This window comes from Streptomyces sp. NBC_00090 (genome assembly GCF_045160815.1).
Taxonomy (GTDB): domain Bacteria; phylum Actinomycetota; class Actinomycetes; order Streptomycetales; family Streptomycetaceae; genus Streptomyces.
In genome coordinates this window covers 2,876,567-2,897,647 of sequence record NZ_CP108224.1, presented here as the reverse complement: position 1 = coordinate 2,897,647, position 21,081 = coordinate 2,876,567, and the positions used below count along the sequence as shown (strand labels likewise).

The window sequence follows — 21,081 nt, the reverse complement described above, 5'->3', positions numbered from 1 at the left end:
GTCCCTATACTCGCTCCATGCCCGACATCACCGTCCGCCGCGCCGTCGCCGACGACGCCAAGCGGCTCACCCGGCTCGTCCGGAGATCCGCCGCCTACCGGGGCGACTACGCCCCCATGGTCGCGGGGTACCAGGTCGGCGGGGCGTACATCGAGCACCACCCCGTCTTCGTCGCCGTCGACGAGGACGACCGCGTGCTCGGGTTCTACGCCCTCCTCCTCGACGAGGCCGAGCTCGACCTCGCCTTCGTCGCCGACGCCGCCCAGGGGCTCGGCATCGGGCGGCTGCTGATGGAGCACATGACCGGGCAGGCCAGGGCGGCCGGACTCCGCTCCGTGCGGGTCGTCGCGCATCCGCCCGCCGAGGAGTTCTACCTGCGCACCGGCGCCGTCCCCACCGGGACCGTCCCGGCCACCGGACGGATCTTCTGGGACCGCCCCGTGCTGCGGTACGACGTCGCGTGACCACCGCCGAGAAGCCACAGGAACAGGGCGACCGCCGCAAGGTCTTCGCCGACCTCACCCCGCTGCGGACCTCCGCGGACTACCGCCGCCTCTGGTTCGGGAGCACCGTCTCCTGGGTCGGCCAGGGCATGACGGCCCTCGCCGTCTCCCTCCAGGTGTACGAGATCACCCGCTCGCCCTTCTCCGTCGGGCTCGTCGGTCTCTTCTCCCTCGTCCCGCTCGTCGTCTTCGGCCTGTACGGCGGCGCCGTCGCCGACACCGTCGACCGCCGCAAGCTCGGGCTCGCCAGCGCCCTCGGCTCCGCGGTCCTCTCGATCGCCCTCGCCGGAGCCGCGTTCGCCGGCTTCCACCGCGTCTGGTTCCTCTACGGGATCGTCGCCCTCCAGGCCGTGTGCGCCGCGCTCAACTCGCCCGCCCGCACCTCGATGATCCCCCGGCTCCTGCCGCCCGAGCAGCTGCGCGCCGCCAACGCCCTCAACTCGATGGTGATGACCTTCGGCACGCTCGTCGGGCCCAGCCTCGGCGGCCTGATCGTCGGAGTCGCCGGCTACCAGACGGCGTACCTCGTCGACGCCCTCGCCTTCTCCGCGAGCCTGTACGCGATGTGGCGGCTGCCGTCGATGCTTCCGGAGCGGACCGGGAGCAAGCGGGCCTCCGTCCTCGACGGGCTCCGCTTCCTCGCGACCCGCCCCAACCTGCGCATGACGTTCTTCTCCGACTTCTGCGCGATGATCCTCGCCCACCCCCGCGCCCTGTTCCCCGCCGTCGCCGTCCTCTGGTACGGCGGCGACGCGAAGACCACCGGACTCCTCGTCGCCGCGCCCGCGTTCGGCGCGCTCCTCGGCGGGGTCCTGTCCGGCTGGCAGGGCCGCATCCGCCACCACGGGCAGGCGATCCTGATCGCCGTCGCCTGCTGGGGCACGGCCATCGCCGCCTTCGGGCTGACCCGGAACCTCTGGCTCGGGCTGTGTCTGCTCGCCCTCGCCGGCTACTCCGACACCGTCTCCATGATCTTCCGGAACACGATGATGCAGGTCGCGGCGCCGGACGAGATGCGCGGCCGGCTCCAGGGCGTCTTCATCGTGGTCGTCGCGGGCGGGCCCCGGCTCGGGGACTTCCTCACGGGCTCCGTAGCCGACCTGACCTCGCCGGCCGTCGCGATCACCGGCGGCGGGATCGCCTGCGTCCTCGCCGTCGGCGTGCTGGCCCTGTACGGGCGCCGTTTCCGCCGGTACGACGCACTCGACCCCACTCCATGAGGCTCCGTGAGGGTTTCGCCCCGAACCCACCCTCCTGACCTGGCGGTTGGCCGCCACGGCACATAACCGCCAGGAGCAACCGGAGTCAACTCCCGCCCCGGGGGCCAAGACTCCTCGCGGCACCCGGAAACACCCCCGACCCCGGGTCCGCGAGGAGTTTCGTCGATGACGTCGAGGATCACCCCCTTCGGCAGAGGGAGGGCCGGGCTGTTCGCCGCGGGCATCTCCCTCGTGATGCTCTCGGCCGGGCAGACCGCCGCCGCGCCGGGCACCGCCACCACCCCCGTACCCGCCACCTTCACCGGGGCGAAGGGCACGGGCACGAGCGCCACCGTCACGCTCGTCACCGGAGACCGCGTCACCCTCGCCGACCTCGGCGACGGAAAGCAGACCGTCACCGTCGACCGGGCCGAGGGCGCCACCGGCGCGATACGCAGCCAGGTCGTCGACGGACGCGTCACGGTCGTTCCCGAGGAGGCCCGCCCCTATCTGGCCTCCGGCGCGCTCGACCCGCGCCTCTTCGACGTCACCGGCCTCGTCGAGCAGGGCATCACCGGCGAACTGCCGCTGATCGTCACGTACGGAGCCGGCTCCGCCCGGACCGCGGCGGCCCCCCGGGGCGCCGAGACCGTCCGCGCCCTCCCCAGCATCGGCGGCGCGGCCGTCACGGCCACCGACCCCGCCGCCTTCTGGCGCGGCTTCACCGCCTCGAAGACCTCGCAGGCCCCGAACGCCCGCGCCGCCGCCCCCGGCAAGGTCTGGCTCGACGGCCGCGTCGAGGCCGCCATGGCCGAGTCCAACGCCCAGATCGGCACCCCGAAGGCCTGGGAGGCCGGGCTCACCGGCAAGGGCGTCAAGGTCGCCGTCCTCGACACCGGCGCCGACCTGGCCCACCCCGACCTCGGCGGCCGGGTCGCCGAGTCCAAGTCCTTCATCGAGGGCCAGGAGGTCGCCGACCGCAACGGCCACGGCACGCACGTCGCCTCCACCGTCGGCGGCAGCGGCGCGGGCTCCGACGGCAAGGAGAAGGGCGTCGCCCCCGGCGCCACCCTCGCCGTCGGCAAGGTCCTCAGCGACGAGGGCTCCGGCACCGAGTCGCAGATCATCGCCGGCATGGAGTGGGCCGCCAAGGACATCGACGCGAAGATCGTCTCGATGAGCCTCGGCTCCCGCGAGCCCAGCGACGGCACCGACCCGATGGCCCAGGCCGTCAACACCCTCACCGCCGAGACCGGCGCCCTCTTCGTCATCGCCGCCGGAAACTCCGGAGCCCCCGGCTCCATCGGCTCGCCCGGCGCCGCCGACTCCGCGCTCACCGTCGGCGCCGTCGACTCCGCCGACGAGGCCGCCTACTTCACGAGCCAGGGCCCCCGCTACGGCGACCAGGCCCTCAAGCCCGACCTGTCGGCCCCCGGCGTCTCCATCCTCGCCGCCCGCTCCCAGCTGGTCACCGGCAGCGGCCTCTACACCTCCCTGAGCGGTACGTCGATGGCGACCCCGCACATCGCCGGTGTCGCCGCGCTGCTCGCCGAGAAGCACCCCGACTGGACCGGCGCCCAGCTCAAGAGCGCCCTCATGTCCTCGTCGAAGACGCTCGACGCCTCCGCGTACGCGCTCGGCGCCGGCCGGGTCGACGTGGCCGCCGCGATCTCCGCGAACGTCACCGCCACCGGCTCCGCCGACCTCGGCTTCGTCTCCTGGCCGTACGAGGAGAGCAAGCCGGTCACCAGGACCGTCACGTACGGCAACTCCTCCGACACGCCCGTCGAGTTGGACCTCGCCGTCGAGGGGATGCCGGCCGGGGTCGCCGCCCTCGCCGACACCACCCTCACCGTCCCCGCCCACGGCTCCGCGAGCACCACCGTCACGGGAGACGGCACCAAGGCCCCCGTCGGGCAGTCCTCCGGCCGGATCACCGCCACCACCGGCGGCGCGCCCGTCGCGCACACCGCGCTCGGCCTGGTCAAGGAGGAGGAGCGCTACACCCTCACGGTCCACGTCAAGGACCGCGACGGCGCCCCCACCGCCGCCTACCTCGGCCTCATGGAGCTGGCCGAGGGCGAGCAGGCCTTCCCGGCGGGCGTCGGCGACTCCGGCACCCTCCAGCTGCGCCTCAAGCCCGGCACCTACACCGTCGACACCTTCCTCGACGTACGCGGCTCGCACGGCGAGGACTCCCTCGGCCTCGGCTTCCTCGCCTCCCCGGAGGTGGTCCTCGACCGCGACCGCGAGATCACCCTCGACGGACGGCAGCTGCGCGAGATCCGCGCCGAGGTCGAGAAGCGCACCGAGTCCCGGCAGCTCCTCATGGAGTACGACCGGAAGGCGAACGGCACCTCCTACACGGACATCGTCCAGGTCCCGCCGACCTACGACTCGCTCTTCGCCGCGCCCACCGCCCCGGTCGCCGACGGCACCTTCGAGTACCGGACCGTCTGGCGCCTCGGCAAGCCCATGGTGGAGGCGAGCGTCGACGGCGTCCGGCTCTCCGGCGCCACCCCGCAGGGCGGCGCGACCCTCCTCGAAGGCCGCCACCGCCTCGGCCTCGCCGACGCGGGCACCGGCACCCCCGCCGAGTACGCGGGCAAGAACGTCACCGGCAAGGCCGTCCTCGTCCGGCTCACCGAGGGCGCCGACCCGGCGCAGCTCGCCCAGACCGCCCAGGACGCGGGCGCCAAGGCCCTGTTCGTCACCGACGACCGGCCCGGCCGGCTGATGAAGTGGTTCGGCACCGCCGACTACGAGGACCGGCCGCTGGCCGTCGCCACCGTCAACACGGCCGACGCGAACCGGCTCGCGGCCGGCGCGGCCCGCGGTCAGCGCGTCGACCTGACGGGCACCCGCTTCACCCCGTACACGTACGACCTCTCCGAGGGACACCCCGGCGCCATCGGCAAGGACCTGGTCTTCCGGCCCGACGAGGACGAACTGGCCACGATCGGCTCCACCTTCCACGCGCCGACCAAGCGCGCGGAGCTGGGCGGGGAGTTCCGTTACTCGATCACCGACACCTTCCCGATCGGCTTCGGCTTCAAGGAGTGGATCGCCTTCCCGACCGAGCGCACCGAGTACGTCTCCACCGGTACGGGCCAGCACTGGCACGAGTCCGTCGACCTCGGCGACTCCCTGGAGGAGCGCGGCGGCACCCCGTCCTACCGGGGCGGCAGCCGCGTCGACCTCGACTGGTTCGGCCCCGTCTGGCACCCGTGGCTCGGCACCGGCCTCGGCTGGGGCCAGCAGCGGTCCGGCAACGACCTGCGCTTCAACACCCCCGGCTGGGGCGACTCGGGCACCGACCACACCGGCTTCGGCAACGTGTGGGGCGACGACTCGATGACCCAGTTCACCGAGGTGTACGTCGACGGCGTCCGCGTCGACCGGAAGATGAGCTCCGGCGCCTACGCCTGGGACGCCCCGGCGGAGGAGGCGACGTACAAGGTCGTCACCGACACCGCGCTCGACCCGGCCCGCTGGCGGCTCGCCACCAAGGGCCACTCCGAGTGGACCTTCCGCTCGGCCGAGACCCCGCAGGACCGGATCACCTACCTGCCGATGCTCAACCTCGGCTTCGACCTGGACACCGACCTCGACGGCGACGTCCGGGCCGGCAGCCGGGTGCCCGTACGGACCTTCGCGGAGTACGTGAAGGGCGCGGCCGACACCGGCACGATCACCGGCGGCACCCTGGAGGTCTCCTACGACGAGGGCAAGAGCTGGACGAAGGTCGCCCTCAAGCCCTCGTGGCGCGGCGCCTCCTGGAGCGGTGAGCTCCGGATCCCGTCCGGGGCGGGCTCCGTCTCGCTGCGGGCCGGCGCGAGCGACGACCGGGGCGGTGCGGTCAGGCAGGAGCTGATCCGCGCGCTCGGCGTGAAGTAGCGCACCCCGTACGACGCGTGAGGCCGGGCCCCTCGGGAGAGAGGGGCCCGGCCTTCGTGCGTGCGGTCTTTCGCACGTGCGGCCTTCGTGTGTGCGGCCTTCGCTCGCTTCGGTCCTCGCGCGTGCGCCCTTCCGCTCAACCGGCCTTCGGGAGCGCCTTCTTCAGGACCTTGCCCATGTCGTTGCGGGGGAGCGCGTCGAGGTAGCGCACCACCCGGGGCCGCTTGTGCGGGGAGAGCAGCCCCGCCACGTGGTCGGCGAGCTCCGCCTCCGCCGGGGGCCTCGCCGCGTCCGACGGCACCACCCAGGCCACGATCCGCTCGCCCAGGTCCGGGTCCGGTTCGCCGGTGACGGCCACCTCCCGTATCCCCGGGTGGTCGAGGAGCGCGTTCTCTATCTCGCCCGCGCCGATCTTGTAGCCGCCGCTCTTGATCAGGTCGGTCGCCCTGCGCCCCACCAGCCGCACCGAGCCGTCCGCCTCGCGGACCGCCATGTCACCGGTGCGGAACCAGTCGCCGTCGAAGGCCGCCGCCGTGGCCTCGGGCCGGTTCAGATAGCCGGAGAAGAGGTTCGGGCCGCGCACCTGCACCTCGCCGACCGTCTCCCCGTCGAGCCCCTTCGGCCCGGCCAGTACGGAGCCGTCCTCGTCCACCAGACGCAGGTCGACCCCCGCGAGCGGGATCCCGACGGTGCCCGGCCGGGGCTCGCCGCCCGGCAGGACGCTGGTGTTCATGAGCGTCTCGGTCATGCCGTACCGCTCGACGACCGTCCGGCCCGTCGCCGCCGCGATCCGCTCGTGGTCGTGGAGCGGCAGCGCCGCCGAACCCGAGACGAGGAGCCGCGCCCCCGCCAGCGCCTCCGCGAGGCGGGTGTCCTCGCCGAGCGCGTCCGCGATCCGGTGGTACATCGTCGGCACGCCGAACAGCATCGTGCCGCCCCCGGCGCCCAGCTCCCGGGCCACGCCCTCCACGGAGAACGCGCCCAGGTGCCGTACCTCGCCGCCCCGCCGCAGCGGGCCGAGTATCCCGAGGATCAGCCCGTGGACGTGGAACAGCGGCAGCGCGTGCACGAGGACGTCGTCCGCCGTCCACGCCCAGGCCCCGGCCAGGGCGTCGAGGGAGGCGGCGATCGCCCGCCGGGAGAGCACGACCCCCTTCGGCGGGCCCGTGGTGCCGGAGGTGTAGACGATCAGGGCGGGGGACTCGGCGTCGTCCGGTTCCGCCACGGCGGGCCCGCCGGCCGGTTCCGTCCCCGTGTACCCGTCGGCCGGTTCCGCCACGGCGGGCACGTCGGCAGGGGCGAGCTCCACGTCGATCCGGGGGAGCCCCGCGAGACCGGCCGGCAGCTCGTCCGCCGGCCCCGCGAGCACCGCGCCGGGCGCGCTGTCGCCGAGGATGTGCGCAAGCTCCCGCTCGCCCGTCCGCGGATTGAGCGGTACGGCGGGCACGCCCGCGAGCAGCGAGGCCACCACCGCGACCGCCGTGTGCGCGCTCGGCGTGGCCCAGACGGCGACCCGCTCCGTGCCCCCGATCCGGGCCGCGAGGGCGCCGGCGGCCCGGGCCAGTCCGGCGTACGTCAGCGTGTCCGGGCCGCAGCGCAGCGCGGGCCGGCCGGGATCCGGCCCGCCCGTCAGGGAACGGGCGTCCAGGGCGGGGAAGAGCGCACTCACCGGTCGTACTCCTCGGGTCGATGTCGAGGTCGAGGGTTGCCGGGAGGAATTCTGCCCGCCCGTCAGGGCCGGCGCGCTGTGAGCTTCGTCGGCTCGGGCTCCGGCTCCTCCCCGCCCGGCCGGATCCCGCGCATCCGCCCGTACGCGTACACGGAGCCCGCGAGCGCCAGGTCGGAGAGGAGCATGAAACCGATCGAGTACGAGTCCTTGGCGCTGTAGATCGCGCCCATCACCAGCGGCGGCACGAAGCCGCCGAGGCCGCCCATCGCGCCGACGATGCCGGTGACGCTGCCGACCTGGGCCTGCGGGGTGACCTGGGAGACCAGGGCGAAGACGGAGCCGCTCGCCGTGCCCAGGCCGGCCGCCATGGCGAGGAGGGCGATCGTGCCGCCCGGGTTCAGCTTCGGGTCGAAGGCCTGGACGATCGCGAAGAGGGCGACCACGCCGAGGGCGACGGCCGTCACGAGCGCCGGGTGGACCCGGTCCGAGAGCCAGCCGCCGATCGGCCGGAAAACGACCGTGACCAGGGCGAAGCCGGCGGCCTTGGTGCCCGCGTCCGTCGGGTCGAGCTCGTACCAGGTCTTCAGGTACGTCGGCAGGTAGACGCCGAAGGCGACGATGCCGCCGAAGCCGATCGCGTACAGCGCCGACAGCTCCCAGGTCACCCGCAGCCGTCCCGCCGAGCCGAGGCGGGTCGCGAGGGAGGCGGTGGGCACGGGCCGGTCGGGGCGGTCGGTGATGAGGAGGGCGGCCAGCACCGCGTACACGGCGAGCGCGACCGCCACCACGATGAAGGGGAGGTTCTCGCCGTGCTCGGCGATCCGGGGGGTGAAGTAGCCGGAGAGCGCCACACCGCCCATGCCCATGCCGAACACGCCGAGCGCCAGACCGCGCTTGGCCGGCGGGAACCAGGAGTTGACCAGCGGGATGCCGATGGCGAAGGTCGTGCCGCCCAGGCCGAGGAGGAAGCCGACGACCAGCATCAGGGCGTAGCTGTCCTTGGCGACGATCAGGAGGAGGACGGGGACGATCGTCAGCGCCGAGACGACCGGGAACATCAGCTTCGCGCCGTACCTGTCGGTCAGGGCGCCCGCCGGGATGCGGCCGACCGAGCCGACCAGGACGGGCACCGCCACGAGCAGCGACTGCTGGAAGGAGCTGAGATCGAGCCGGTCGCCGTACCAGCCGGCGATCGGCGCGATCAGGTCCCACGCCCAGAAGGTGAGCGTGAATCCGATGGTGGCCGTCACCAGGTTGCGGTAGGCAGCCGCGGTCGGGGGCTTGGTCTCGGTGTCCACCCCTCCAGTCAAGATCCGCGCAGGGGCCGAGGCGCGCCGGACTGCTCCGTACGGGGAGAGGGGGGCCGTCGGGGAGCCCGGTCCTCACGGCCGGGCCACCTACGGCCAGGCCACGTACGGCCGGGCGACCCACGGCCAGGCCACCTACGGCCGGGCGACCCACGTCCAGGCCACCCACGTCCAGGCCACCTACGGCCAGGCGACCGTGGTCGGCGGGGTCCCGTCGTCCTCGACCAGGAGCCGCACCCCGTCGCCGCCGGCCGTCACCTCGACCGTGATCGCGGTGATCCCGGATCGCCGGTGGGCCGCCGCGAGCGCCCCGCGCAGGGCACCGAGGAGTTTCCCGGCCGTCTCCTCCTCCACGAGCGTGTCGACCGCCCCGGAGAAGTGCACGGACGGCTGGAAACCGAGCAGGGCAGCGGCTCCGGCGGTCTCGCGCAGCACCCTGCCCCGGAAGGAGGTCGGCGCGTCCGCCGGGGGCTGCTGGAGCGCGAAGATCGTCGTGCGGACCTCCTGGATCGTCGAGTCCAGCTCGTCCACGGCGCGGCCCAGGAGCGCGTCCTCCTCGGAGGAGCCGGCCGCCCGCCGCCGCGTGGACTCCAGCATCATCTCCGTCGCGAACAGCCGCTGGACGACCAGGTCGTGCAGGTCCCGCGCGATCCGGTCCCGGTCCTCGAACACCGCGAGCCGCTCCCGGTCGTGCCGGGCGTCCGCGAGGACCAGCGCGAGCGCCGCCTGCGAGGCGAACTGCGAGGCCAGCAGGCGGTCCACCGCCGAGTACGGCGGGCCGCCGCGCCGCCGGGGGAGAGCGAGGGTGCCGATGAGCCTCCCGCCGCTCTGCAGCGGCAGCATCATCGACGGGCCGAAACGGGACCGGACATGGGTGGTCATCCGGGGATCCGTCGCCGAGTCCTCGACGAACACGGGCTCCCCGCCGAGGAGCTGGACGAGGACGGGGGAGCCGGGCGCGATCGCCGTGCCGACCAGATCGCCGGGGTCGTCGTCGGTCGAGGCGGCGACGATCTCCATCCCGCCCTCCGGGGTGGGCTGGAGGACCACGCCCGCCGAGGCGTCGGCGAGGATCCGGGCCCGCTCGGCGACGGTCATCAGGGCGTTCTCCGCGGACGCGCCGGTGAGCAGCGCGGTGGTCACCGCCGCCGCCCCCTCGATCCAGCGCTCCCGCTGCCGGGTCGTCTCGTACAGCCGGGCGTTGCCGATGGCGATCCCGGCCTGGGAGGCGAGGACCCGGAGCAGCGCGAGATCCTCCTCCGTGAAGCGGCCCGCGCGCTTCTCGGTGAGGTACAGATTGCCGAAGACCTGGGTGTGCACCCGGATCGGGACGCCCAGGAAGGAGTGCATCTCCGGGTGGCCCTCGGGGACTCCGGCCGAGCGCGGATCGGCCGTCAGGTCGTCGAGCCGCAGCGGCTGCGGGTCCTGGACCAGGGCGCCGAGCAGCCCCGTGCGGCCGTCGGGGAGGCGGCCGACGCGCCGCCGCTCCTCGTCCGTCATGCCGGAGGTGAAGAGCTCGGTGAGCCGGTGGCGCTCGGGGTCGACGACCCCGAGCGCCCCGTAGCGGGCCCCGATCAGCTCGGTGGCGGAGTCCACGATGTGCTGGAGCGTGGCGCGGAGTTCGAGGTCCGTGCCGACGCTGAGGACCGCTTCGAGCAGCATGGGCAGGCGCGGGCCGTCCTCGTCCGCGACCTCGGGGCGTTCCATGACCTCCGTGGCCGTTGTGGACGCTGTGCCCTTCGCGCCCTCCGCGGCCTCTGTGCCTTCCGCGTCAGCCGTGTCCTCGTCCATGATCGTCATGGTCTCATCACCGTACGAACAGGTCGATTTCGAATCATCACTCCGCGTCGGCGAGCGGGTTCCGCACCGACAGCGGGTCGAGGATCATCGGCTGGACCTTGCCCTCCAGCATCGCGCCGAGGCCCAGGACCGCGCACACGTCCGGCCGTTCGGCGATGTGGACCGGCATCCCGGTCGCCTCGCGCAGCATCTGGTCGAGGCCCGGCAGCAGGGCGCTGCCGCCGACCATCATGATCCCGCGGTCCGCCAGGTCGGCGACCAGATCCGGCGGGCAGTCGCGCAGCACCTTGCCGAGCCCGTCGAGGACCGCCGTCAGCGGGGTGTGGATCGCCTCCCGTACGGCGGCGGTGTCGACGATCACCGAGCGGGCCAGGCCGGTGGCGACGTCCCGGCCGTGGATCTCCGTGGAGGCCGGGCCGTGCGGCGTCAGGCCGTTGCCGCTGAGGGCGAGCTGGAGCGGGCGCACCGACTGGCTCGGCAGCATCAGTTCGTGGTGGTGGCGCAGGTGCTGGATGACGGCGTGATCGATGGCGTCGCCGCCGATCGGGATCCGCTCGGCCGTGACGATCGCGCCGAGCGAGAGCACCGCGACCTGCGTGGTCGCCGCACCGCACACCATGATCATGGTGGCGGTCGGCTGCTCGACCGGGAGCCCGCAGCCCACGGCCGCGGCGATCAGGGTGTCGACCAGCTCGACCCGGCGCGCCCCGAGCCCGACGAGGGTCTCCACGGCCGCGCGCTGCGCGAGCGGGTCGCTGTCGTGCGGGGTGCAGGCCGCCGCGCGCAGCCGCGGCTTGCGGCGCAGCTGGCGGCGGAGCTTCTCGCCGAGGAGGTGACGGAGCATCCGCTGCGCCATCTCGATGTCGACGACCGTGCCGCCGGAGACCGGGCGGGCGACCCGGATGTAGTCGGGGGTGCGGCCCGTCATCTTCTCCGCGAGCGCGCCGACGGCGATCAGTGCTCCGGTACGGGTGTTGACGGCGGCGACGCTCGGCTCGTCGACGACGAGGCCGGCGCCCTTGACGAAGACCCGGGTGCGAGCGGCCCCCAGGTCGACGGCGACATGGCAACGGCGCAGCTGCTCAAGGCTGACGGTCACGGCGGATCCTCCGGGATGCGGTGCTGGCACGGGCGAGGTGTTTCGCGTTGCGGTCCTGTTCGCATCGTGCGACCGCCCCGGGCCCGGCGCGCGCTGGGATGAGCCGCCCGGGGCCTCCGGAGAGGGCGGCCGGAGGGCGTCGACTGCCTCCGGGCGGGCCGCGAGACGATCCTTCCCGAAGCGGGAGAATCACGACGCACCGCCGACGACCTGCGGTTTCCTCACAGGATCCTCACCTCGGCGCCTACCTGCCGCCGCACCGGGCCGCATAGCCTGCGGGCCCCATGGACTACTGCCACGCGTGCCGGCGGCATCTCAACGGGGCCCTCGCCTGTGCCGGGTGCGGGACCCCCGTCGAGGAACTGCGGTACGAGACCCCCCACGTGCCCGTTCCGCCCGCCGAGCCCGAGTACGTCTACGAACTGGACGTCGTCGAGCCCGAGCAGGTCTACGAGCCGGACGTCGTCGAGCCCGAGCACGTCTACGAGCTGGACGTCGTCGAGCCGCCGCGCCCCGCCACGGGCGGCCGCCGCGCCGCCCGCACCGCCGCGCGGGGCCGGTCCGCCTCGCGCGGGAGCAGACGGGCGCGGGGGCGCCGGGGCCGTACGGCTCTGATGGGGACGGTGGGCCTGGTGCTCGCGGCCGGCACGCTGGGCGTGCTGAAGGTGGCGCTGGACGAGCCGGAGGCGAGGGGCGCGGCCACGGCCGTCCAGGAGGAGGAGGTCGTCGAGACCTCGCTGCCGCCCACCCCCTCCGAGAGCCCCGAGCAGCCGGACGGCTCCGGCCCGTCCCCGGTCACGGACGAGCCGAGCACGAGCGCGCCCACCCGCCAGCGCCAGGTCGGTACCGGCACGGGCGCGGGCTCCGGCGGCGGTACGGGCTCCGGAGCGGATTCGGGTACGGGCACGGGTTCGGGTTCCGGCGGCGGGACCGGTTCGGGTACGGGGGAGGGGGCCGCGGGCGCCCCCGCGGATTCGCCGTCGCCCACCCGCACGGAGGCGCCGCCCACCACGCCCGGCGTCCCGTCCTCCGGCACGCCGTCCGCCTCGGGCACGGCGACGCCGACGTCCACGGCCACCGGGCCCACGCCGAGCGGCTCCCCGTCCGGAACGGCGACGGCGACGACGGGCCCGAGCCCCACCCCGACCCCGACGCCGACCTGCACCCGTTTCCTGTGGTGGTGCGTCTGACCCGCGGTGGTGCGTCTGCCCAGCGGTGCTGCGCGGCCGGTCCGGCCGCGCCAGGAGTGTCCTCCTAGACCGCGTCCTCGCCGAGCATCCGCTTCAGCAGGTCCCGCAGGAGGGTCCGCTCGACCTCGGTCAGCTCGCCGAGGGGCTCACGGGCGAAGTCCAGCGACTCGCGCAGCCGGCGGGCGGTGTCCCGGCCCTCGTCCGTGGGGACGGCCAGCTTGACCCGGCGGTCGTCCGGGTCGGGGCGGCGCTCCACCAGGCCGCGGGCCTCCAGGCGGTCGACTATCCCCGTGATGTTGGAGGGCTCGCACTTCAGCTTCTGGGCGATCCTGCGCATCGGCAGCGGATCGAGCGAGAGCAGCCCGAGGACCCGGGCCTGCGCGCCGGTCAGCGAGTGCTGAGCGGCCGCCTGCTCGTACTCCTCGTAGTAGCGCGCCACGACCGTGCCGATCAGCTCGACGACTTCGAGGGTCAGGGGGTCCGTGCGTGAGGTGGCCATGGGCATCATCCTACCCAGATACTTGACAACATGAAATATTGAGGCGCATGGTTGTTTCAGTCAGTGAATCTTTTGTTGTCTGAAGTATTTTCGGAGGTCGTGCTCATGTCCGTTCTTCCCGTGTCCAGCCGTGAGTGGCACCTCGTCGCCCGTCCGCACGGCTGGCCGACCGCCGCGGACTTCGCCCTGCGTGAGATCCCGGTGACCGAGCCCGCCGAGGGCCGCATCCTCGTGCGCAACCTGCACTTCTCCGTCGACCCGTACATGCGCGGCCGGATGAACGACGTGAAGTCGTACATCCCTCCGTTCAAGCTGGACCACCCCATGGACGGCGGCGCGGTCGGCGAGGTCGTCGCGTCCAACGCGGAGGGCTTCGCCGTCGGCGACCACGTCCTGCACGGCCTCGGCTGGCGCGAGTACGCCGACGTCCCGGCGCAGCACGCGACCAAGGTCGACCCCGAGCTCGCCCCCCTCTCCGCCTACCTCGGCGTGCTCGGCATGACCGGGCTCACGGCCTACGCGGGCCTCTTCGAGGTCGCCTCCTTCAAGGAGGGCGACGCCGTCTTCGTCTCCGGCGCGGCCGGGGCCGTCGGCAGCCAGGTCGGCCAGATGGCGCGGCTCAAGGGCGCCTCCCGCGTCATCGGCTCCGCCGGCTCCGACGAGAAGGTGAAGTTCCTCGTCGAGGAGCTCGGCTTCGACGCGGCCTTCAACTACAAGAACGGCCCGGTCAAGGACCAGCTCCGCGAGGCCGCCCCGGACGGCATCGACGTCTACTTCGACAACGTCGGAGGGGACCACCTCGAAGCCGCGATCTCCTCGCTCAACGTGCACGGCCGCGCCACCATCTGCGGCATGATCGCCCAGTACAACGACACGGAGCCGGTCCCCGGCCCGCGCAACATGGCGATGATCATCGGCAAGCGGCTCCGTCTCCAGGGCGTCCTCGTCGGCGACCACTACGGCCTGCAGAACCAGTTCGTCCAGGAGGTCGGCGGCTGGCTCGGCTCCGGCGAGCTCAAGCACCGCGAGACCTTCGCCGAGGGCATCGAGAACGGCGTGGACGCCTTCCTCGGACTGCTGCGCGGGGACAACACCGGAAAGATGATCGTCTCGGTGACCCGCTAGTCTTCCCTCAGCCGTCGCGATCGTGGGCGCGAGTCGCGGCGAACTGACGAAGGAATCACCAGCATGTCCATCCAGCACTCCGACGTTCTCTACACCGCCGTCGCCACCGCCGAGAACGGCCGTGACGGCCGGGTCGCCACCGACGACGGTCAGCTCGACGTCGTCGTCAACCCGCCGAAGGCCATGGGCGGCTCCGGTGCGGGCACCAACCCCGAGCAGCTCTTCGCGGCCGGCTACAGCGCCTGCTTCCAGGGCGCGCTGGGCGTCGTCGGGCGCAACGAGAACGCCGACGTGTCCGGCTCGACGGTCACCGCCGAGGTGGGCATCGGCAAGAACGACGACGGCTTCGGCATCATCGTCAAGATCTCCGCGACCATCCCGAACGTGGACGCGGAGACCGCCAAGAGCCTGATCGAGAAGGCCCACCAGGTCTGCCCGTACTCCAAGGCGACCCGCGGCAACATCACGGTCGAGCTCGCCGTCTGAGCTCCGGACCGGCACACTGAGTGAGGGCCGCACCCCGACCGACCGGGGTGCGGCCCTCGCTCCGTTCACGGCCGCTGCGGCATCATGACCCTGTCCGGCGTACGGACGGGCGAGGGGAGTCGAGTGTCGTCGCACAACGGGCCCGAGCAGGCCGACCACGGGCTGCTCGGCGGGCGTTACCGGCTGGGGGAGCGGCTCGGCCAGGGCGGCATGGGAGTGGTGCGGCGGGCCACCGACGAACTGCTCGGCCGCGCCGTCGCGGTCAAGACGCTCGCGATCGACACCGGCGCCGATCCGGCGAGCGCCCTGCGCGAGGCGCGGGTCGTCGCCCGGATCCGCCATCCCCACGTGATCGTCGTCCACGACGTCGTCGAGCACGAGGGACGGCCCGCCCTGGTGATGGAGCTCGTCGACGGCGGTTCGCTCGCCGACCGGCTCGCCACCCCCGGCGGCGTGCTGTCGCCCCGGGAGACGGCGCGGCTCGGGCTCGACCTGCTCGACGCGCTCTCCGCCGCCCACGCCCGCTCCGTCCTGCACCGGGACGTGAAGCCGGCCAACGTCCTCCTGGAGAAGGGCACCGGCCGGGCGGTACTGACGGACTTCGGCATCGCCAGCCTCCCCGGCGCCACGACGCTCAGCGGGACCGGCGTCTTCGTCGGCACCCCCGAGTACACCGCGCCGGAGCGCATGGAGGGCGGGGACGCCGGACCGGCCTCCGACCTGTGGTCGCTCGGCGCGCTCCTGTGCGCGGCGGCGACCGGCGCGTCACCCTTCCGCCGGGACTCGCTCGGCGCCGTCCTGCACGCGATCGTGTACGAGGAGATCCGGCCGCCCGAGCGGCTGGGACCGCTCGTCCCCGTCGTCCGCGGCCTCCTCGAACGCGACCCGGACCGACGCCTGGGCGCAGCCGAGGCCCGCCGGATGCTCGCCGCGTGCGTCACGGGGGAGACCCCGGCGGCCGGGCCCGTGCCCCCGCCACCGGCGCCGGGCGCGTACACCCCGACCTCCCGCGAGCCCTCGCCGTCCGCCGCCCCGCCGGAAGCGGACACACCACGAGCCGACACACCGCGAGCCGACACACCGCGAGCCGACACACCACGAGCCGACACACCATGGGCCGCCGCCCCGGAAGCGGACACACCGCGATCCGACACCCCATGGGCCGCCACCCCGGAAGCCGCCGCCCCACGACCCGCCGCACCGGACGACGTACGGGACGCCCTCCCCGCCCGGCCGGGCAAGGGGGCCCGGCGCCGGAGCGGCCTCGTGCTGCCCTTCGTCGCCGCGGCCGTCGCGGCCTGCGTCGGCGCGGTGACGGCCGCCGTCCTGATCGCCGGCCGGGACGAGCCGTCGACGGGCGCGGGCCCGGCCGGTCCGGGAAGCCGGACGGCGGGCGCGGCCCCGACAGCGCCCCCGACCGGCTCCGCACCCCCCGCCCCCGCGCCCGGCCCCGTACCGGACGGCTACACGGCGGTCGACGACGAGCGCGGCTTCACCCTCGCCGTCCCCGCCGGCGCGCGGCGCTCGACCGACGGCGAGCGGGTCTTCTACACGACGGCGGACGGCGCCGTCTGGGTCGGGATCAGGATCCGGGCGGTCCCGTCCGGCGGGGCGATCGGCGCCATGCGGACCGCCGACGCGAGCGGCCCCCGGAACAACCCGGGATACCGCGACGCCGTCGTCGAGGAGACCCGGCACAAGGGACTGCCCGCCGCCCGCTGGGAGTTCACCTGGAACGGCTTCACCAGCGCCGAGGGCCCCCGGCGCACCGTCGACCTCTGCTGGGAGCAGGCCGGGACCCTCTACGACGTGTGGGTGTCGGCCCCCGAGGGCCGCGCCGGCGAGGCCCGCGGCCACTTCGCGGCGGCGCTCGACTCCTTCCGTACGTCCGGCCGTTCGTCCGGCGGTTCGACGGGCGACTGACCGTCCGACCAGCCAAGTAAGGTGACCCCCATGCGTGATCTCGGGGTGGGTTTCAGATACCTGGTACAGGGCCAGAAGTGGGTCGGCCGGCACGGACGGTGGTTCGGATTCGGGCTGTTGCCCGGGCTCGTGACGTTCGTCCTCTACGTGGGCGCGCTCGTCGGCCTCGGGTACGGCGCCGACGACCTGACGGCCTGGGCGACCCCGTTCGCCGACGACTGGAGCTCGCCGTGGCTCGGGCTCTTCCGTGGCGCGCTCACGGGTCTGGTCTTCGTCTTCGGGTTCTTCCTCGCGGTCATCACCTTCACCGCCGTCACCCTCCTCGTCGGTCAGCCCTTCTACGAGTCCCTCTCGGAGGAGGTCGACCGCAGCGAGGGCGGCGAGGTGCCCGAGTCCGGGCTCCCGCTCTGGCGCGAGCTGTGGATCTCGGCCCGCGACAGCCTGCGCGTACTGCTGCGGGTCGCGTTCTACGGCATCCTGCTCTTCGCCTGCGGCTTCATCCCGGTGATCGGCCAGACCGTCGTCCCCGTCCTCGGCTTCTGCGTCTCCGGCTTCTTCCTCGCCGAGGAGCTCGCGGCCGTCGCCCTCCAGCGCCGGGGTGTCGAGCTCAAGGAGCGCCTCCGTCTGCTGCGCGGCCGCCGCATGGTCACCCTGGGCTTCGGCGTGCCGCTGACCCTCGCCTTCCTGGTGCCGTTCGTCGCGGTCTTCCTGATGCCGGGAGCCGTCGCCGGAGCCACCCTGATGGCCCGTGACCTGCGCGGCGAGACGGCCGGCGACGACCGGGACGGCGACGGCCGGAACGGCGCCTCCAAGAGAAACGATCACGTGGGCGGCAACCTTCCTCCCTTCGGTGGCGACCAGGGGGTGCACCACCTCCCCCACTGAGAGAGAGCACCATGACGTCACACAAGCGGAAGACGGGCCGCCGCCGCGCGGTCGTCGGCGGCCTGAGCGCCCTCGGCATCACCGGCGCGGCGATCGTCACCAGTACCCTGCTCGCCCCGGCGGGCGCCGCGACGGCGGCCTGGCCGCAGGCCAAGGGCAGTGCGTCCGTCGCCACGACCATCGAGGTCTCGGGCACCTACGACGGCAAGCTCAAGCGCTTCTCCGGCACCGGTGAGCTCGGCTCCGACGGGCAGAGCGAGAGCCAGAAGCCCCTCTTCGTCCTCAAGGACGGCGCGACCCTCAAGAACGTGGTCATCGGCACCCCCGCCGCCGACGGGGTCCACTGCCTGGGCAGCTGCACCCTGCAGAACGTCTGGTGGGAGAACGTCGGCGAGGACGCCGCCACCTTCAAGGGCACCTCGAAGACGGCCGTGTACGCGGTCCACGGCGGCGGCGCGAAGGGCGCGTCCGACAAGGTCTTCCAGTTCAACGGCGCGGGCAAGCTGGTCGTGAACAAGTTCCAGGTCGCCGACTTCGGCAAGCTGGTCCGCTCCTGCGGCAACTGCAAGAAGCAGTACCAGCGCACGATCCTGATCAACGACGTCGACATCACCACGCCCGGCAAGTCGATCGTCGGCGTCAACGCCAACTACGGCGACACCGCGACCCTGCGGAACGTCCGGATCCACGGCGACGCCAAGAAGAAGATCAAGCCGTGCACCCGCTTCACCGGCAACGACACCGGCAAGGAGCCCAAGGAGATCGGTACGGGACCGGACGGCACCACCTGCCGCTACTCGGCCGGAGACCTCTCCTACGACTGATCCGCCCTGATCGACAGGACACCCCCTGGCCCCCGGTCCTCGGCCGTCTCAGACGTCGAGGGCCGGGTGCAGTTCCGGGCGCGCGTCCCACCAGGCCCGGTGGAAGGCGTTGTTGTCCACGTTCGCCAGGTAGGCCCGGACCGCCGCCCGGTACAGCAGCTCCGCGTGCGGGGCCGGGACCGCCGCCCGGTTCCAGGCCAGCCGGATCCGCCCCATGACCGGGTCGCCCTCCAGCGGGCGCAGCACCGTGCCCGCCGCGGGCGGGGCCGTCGGCTGGCTCATCGAGATCGCCCGGCCGGCCGCGATCAGGTCGTAGTGCATCTTCCGGTCGGCCACCCGGTGCCGCAGTGTGGGGTTGAAGCGATCCCGAGGAGTGCTCTGACTCGCAGGCTGGACCGTACACGCGGAAGCCGAACGCGCGGTGACGACTGGAACGAATGTTCCGATATCGGATTGTGGGTCGATGATCGTACGGTGATCGTCATGCAGCTTCGGTACTCCTTCCGGCTCTACCCGAACGGGCCTCAGCGTGCTGCGCTGGCCCGTGCTTTCGGGTGTGCGCGGGTGGTCTACAACGACGCCCTTCGGGCTCGTGAGACCGCCCGCGTCGAGGGAGCACCCTTCCCGAAGGCCGGCGACCTGTCGAAGCTGCTGATCACCGAAGCGAAGAGAACCGCCGAACGGACCTGGCTCGGCGAGGTCTCGGCCGTCGTCCTGCAGCAGTCGTTGAGGGACCTGGATACCGCGTACCGGAACTTTTTCGACGGCCTCAAGGGCAAGCGTCCGCAGATGGGCGCACCCCGGTTCAAGGGCCGGAAGGACAATCGGCAGGCCGTACGGTTCACCGCGAACGCCCGGTGGAAGGTCACGCCCGGCGGCGACCTGTCGCTCCCGAAGGTCGGGGACGTTCGGGTCAAGTGGACCCGAGCCCTTCCGTCGGTGCCGTCCACCGTGACGGTGATCAAGGACGCGGCCGGCCGGTACTTCGCGTCGTTCGTCGTGGAGACTGATCCGGACCCGCTTCCCGGTGCGGAACCGGTCGCCGGTATCGACCTCGGCCTCGGGCACTTCGCGGTCCTCTCCGACGGTACGAAGATCGACGCTCCGCGTTTCCTGCGCCGGGCGGAGAAGAAGCTCAAGAAGACCCAGAAGAACCTGAGTCGGAAGACGAAAGGCAGCAACAACCGGGACAAGGCCAGGGTCAAGGTCGCCCGCGCGCACGCGCGGGTGGCCGACGCGCGCCGTGAGTTTCACCACCAGCTCTCCACGAAGGTCATCCGCGAGAACCAAGCGGTGGCGGTGGAGGACCTGGCGGTCAAGGGACTCGCCCGTACGCGTCTGGCCAAGTCCGTGCACGACGCCGGCTGGGCGTCGTTCGTTGCGATGTTGGAGTACAAGGCCGCGCTGTACGGCCGGACCTTCATCCGCATCGGACGCTTCGAACCCACCAGCCAGGTGTGCTGCGTGTGCGGCGTCAAAGACGGCCCCAAGCCCCTGCACGTCCGCGTATGGGAGTGCCGGGGTTGCGGGACGGTCCTGGACCGGGACATCAACGCGGCGGTCAACATCGCCAAGGCCGCCGGACTGGCGGTGTCAGCCTGTGGAGCGCAGATAAGACCGGTACTTGTGCCGGCGCAGCGCGGCGAAGCAGGAACCCACCGAGACGGTCAGCCGACCGTGGCAGGAATCCCCGCCTGTTAGGGCGGGGAGCGGAAGTCAAAACCAGTTGACCTCGAACACCGAGGTGCACGCGGCGGCCAGCCCGCAGAACCACTGGTTCTACCTGCTCGCCGAGGGCTCCAACCCGGGCGGCGGCAAGCCCAGCAGCCCGATATGGCCTGAGCGCCCCGTAACGGGGGCGGGGCACCGTCATGGGCCGGGGGTCCCGTGACGGTCCACCCGGAGCCGGGCGGCCGTTGTCCCACGGCCGCCCGGCTCCGGCGCGTTCGCCTTCGCCGAGCTCAGCCGACCTCGGCGAGCACGAACCCCGGCCCGGCCGTCCCCGCGTCCGCGAGCCGCTCGCCGTCCGGGCCCCAGACCCCGGCCCGGCCGGTTCCCACCCCGTCCTCGTTGGCCCCGAGGACGTTGCCGAGGACCACGTACAGACCGAAGTCCCGGGCCCGTACCGGATAGACCGTCTCGAACGAGTCGTTGTCGGCGGAGAGCACCGAACTCGCCAGGTACACCGCGCAGTCCTCGGCCGCGGCCCGCTCCGCCAGCTCCGGGAAGCGGTTGTCGTAGCAGGTGGCCGTCGCGAAACGGACCCCGTCGAGGGCGAACCGCCCGTCGGCCGCGCCCGGCGCGAAGACCTCCTTCTCGATCCCGTACAGGTGCTGCTTGTCGTAGCGGGCGAGGAGCCCGCCGTCGGGCCCGATCACCAGCGTGGTGACCCCGGTCCGCCCGTCGGCCGTCCGTACAGGACCGTTGACCACGGCCGCCGCCGAGACCGCGCGACAGGCCTCCCGTACGGCTTCGAGCCGGGGGTCGTCCTCGGTGAGGACGAGAGCGGGGGTGTCTCGGATCAGCGACGGCTCGTACCCGCTCAGGCAGAGCTCGGCGAAGACGACCACCCGGGCCCCCTCGGCCCCGGCGGCCCTGACGAGACCCGCGATCGTACGGACGTTGGCGTCGATGTCCCCGGCGACCGGGGCGAACTGCGTGGCTGCGACGATCAT

Annotated in this window: 17 protein-coding genes; 10 read left to right on the top strand and 7 right to left on the bottom strand. The window is 73.0% G+C overall.

What is annotated here, in order from left to right; all coding sequences use genetic code 11:
• Nucleotides 1-17: 17 nt before the first annotated feature.
• The 3 genes from OG361_RS12790 (at nucleotide 18) to OG361_RS12780 (ending at nucleotide 5,599) form a co-directional block, all read left to right on the top strand.
• Nucleotides 18-464, top strand: coding sequence for a GNAT family N-acetyltransferase (locus tag OG361_RS12790; RefSeq protein ID WP_405853440.1), 447 nt, complete (start codon nucleotides 18-20; stop codon nucleotides 462-464).
• Nucleotides 461-1,723 carry an MFS transporter gene (locus OG361_RS12785; RefSeq protein WP_405853439.1) on the top strand — a complete coding sequence of 421 codons (1,263 nt, stop codon included), beginning with the start codon at nucleotides 461-463 and terminating at the stop codon, nucleotides 1,721-1,723. The genes OG361_RS12790 and OG361_RS12785 overlap by 4 nt, the downstream gene beginning before the upstream one ends.
• Before the next feature lie 165 nt (nucleotides 1,724-1,888).
• Nucleotides 1,889-5,599: a S8 family serine peptidase gene (locus OG361_RS12780; RefSeq protein ID WP_405853438.1), complete on the top strand. Its 3,711-nt coding sequence runs from the start codon at nucleotides 1,889-1,891 to the stop codon at nucleotides 5,597-5,599.
• Between the two features lie 136 nt (nucleotides 5,600-5,735).
• On the opposite strand, the gene OG361_RS12775 is transcribed toward OG361_RS12780, so the two are convergent.
• From OG361_RS12775 to OG361_RS12760, 4 genes are all read right to left on the bottom strand, one after another.
• Nucleotides 5,736-7,268, bottom strand: coding sequence for an acyl-CoA synthetase (locus OG361_RS12775; protein ID WP_405853437.1), 1,533 nt, complete (start codon nucleotides 7,266-7,268; stop codon nucleotides 5,736-5,738).
• Nucleotides 7,269-7,330: 62 nt separating this feature from the next.
• A complete protein-coding gene (locus OG361_RS12770; protein ID WP_405853436.1) occupies nucleotides 7,331-8,566 on the bottom strand; it encodes an MFS transporter in 1,236 nt (411 codons plus the stop codon).
• Nucleotides 8,567-8,755: 189 nt separating this feature from the next.
• Complete coding sequence (locus tag OG361_RS12765) at nucleotides 8,756-10,282, bottom strand: GAF domain-containing protein (RefSeq protein ID WP_405862216.1); 1,527 nt, start codon at nucleotides 10,280-10,282, stop codon at nucleotides 8,756-8,758.
• A 130-nt stretch (nucleotides 10,283-10,412) separates the two neighbouring features.
• Nucleotides 10,413-11,474 carry a rod shape-determining protein gene (locus OG361_RS12760; RefSeq protein WP_405853435.1) on the bottom strand — a complete coding sequence of 354 codons (1,062 nt, stop codon included), beginning with the start codon at nucleotides 11,472-11,474 and terminating at the stop codon, nucleotides 10,413-10,415.
• A 284-nt stretch (nucleotides 11,475-11,758) separates the two neighbouring features.
• Between OG361_RS12760 and OG361_RS12755 the strand changes: the two genes are divergently transcribed.
• Entirely contained in the window at nucleotides 11,759-12,664 is a 906-nt protein-coding gene (locus OG361_RS12755) for a hypothetical protein (protein WP_405853434.1), read from the top strand.
• 64 nt (nucleotides 12,665-12,728) lie between these two features.
• On the opposite strand, the gene OG361_RS12750 is transcribed toward OG361_RS12755, so the two are convergent.
• On the bottom strand, nucleotides 12,729-13,163 hold the full coding sequence (locus tag OG361_RS12750; RefSeq protein WP_405853433.1) for a MarR family winged helix-turn-helix transcriptional regulator: 435 nt from the start codon (nucleotides 13,161-13,163) through the stop codon (nucleotides 12,729-12,731).
• Between the two features lie 105 nt (nucleotides 13,164-13,268).
• On the opposite strand from OG361_RS12750, the gene OG361_RS12745 reads away from it, so the two are divergent.
• From OG361_RS12745 to OG361_RS12725, 5 genes are all read left to right on the top strand, one after another.
• Nucleotides 13,269-14,288 carry an NADP-dependent oxidoreductase gene (locus OG361_RS12745; RefSeq protein ID WP_405853432.1) on the top strand — a complete coding sequence of 340 codons (1,020 nt, stop codon included), beginning with the start codon at nucleotides 13,269-13,271 and terminating at the stop codon, nucleotides 14,286-14,288.
• Nucleotides 14,289-14,351: 63 nt separating this feature from the next.
• On the top strand, nucleotides 14,352-14,774 hold the full coding sequence (locus tag OG361_RS12740) for an organic hydroperoxide resistance protein (RefSeq protein ID WP_384578091.1): 423 nt from the start codon (nucleotides 14,352-14,354) through the stop codon (nucleotides 14,772-14,774).
• A 123-nt stretch (nucleotides 14,775-14,897) separates the two neighbouring features.
• Nucleotides 14,898-16,697 (top strand): protein kinase domain-containing protein, encoded by a 1,800-nt coding sequence (locus OG361_RS12735; protein WP_405853431.1) that lies wholly within the window; start codon nucleotides 14,898-14,900, stop codon nucleotides 16,695-16,697.
• 30 nt (nucleotides 16,698-16,727) lie between these two features.
• The gene (locus tag OG361_RS12730) at nucleotides 16,728-17,582 is read left to right on the top strand and encodes an EI24 domain-containing protein (protein ID WP_405853430.1); all 855 of its coding nucleotides are present in this window, start codon (nucleotides 16,728-16,730) and stop codon (nucleotides 17,580-17,582) included.
• A gap of 11 nt (nucleotides 17,583-17,593) precedes the next feature.
• A complete protein-coding gene (locus tag OG361_RS12725) occupies nucleotides 17,594-18,406 on the top strand; it encodes a pectate lyase (RefSeq protein WP_405853429.1) in 813 nt (270 codons plus the stop codon).
• A gap of 48 nt (nucleotides 18,407-18,454) precedes the next feature.
• Here OG361_RS12725 and OG361_RS12720 read toward each other — a convergent pair whose 3' ends face one another.
• Entirely contained in the window at nucleotides 18,455-18,742 is a 288-nt protein-coding gene (locus tag OG361_RS12720) for a hypothetical protein (RefSeq protein ID WP_405853428.1), read from the bottom strand.
• Nucleotides 18,743-18,889: 147 nt separating this feature from the next.
• On the opposite strand from OG361_RS12720, the gene OG361_RS12715 reads away from it, so the two are divergent.
• Nucleotides 18,890-20,107: an RNA-guided endonuclease InsQ/TnpB family protein gene (locus OG361_RS12715; RefSeq protein ID WP_405862214.1), complete on the top strand. Its 1,218-nt coding sequence runs from the start codon at nucleotides 18,890-18,892 to the stop codon at nucleotides 20,105-20,107.
• Between the two features lie 260 nt (nucleotides 20,108-20,367).
• On the opposite strand, the gene OG361_RS12710 is transcribed toward OG361_RS12715, so the two are convergent.
• Nucleotides 20,368-21,081, bottom strand: coding sequence for a carbon-nitrogen hydrolase family protein (locus tag OG361_RS12710; protein ID WP_405853427.1), 714 nt, complete (start codon nucleotides 21,079-21,081; stop codon nucleotides 20,368-20,370).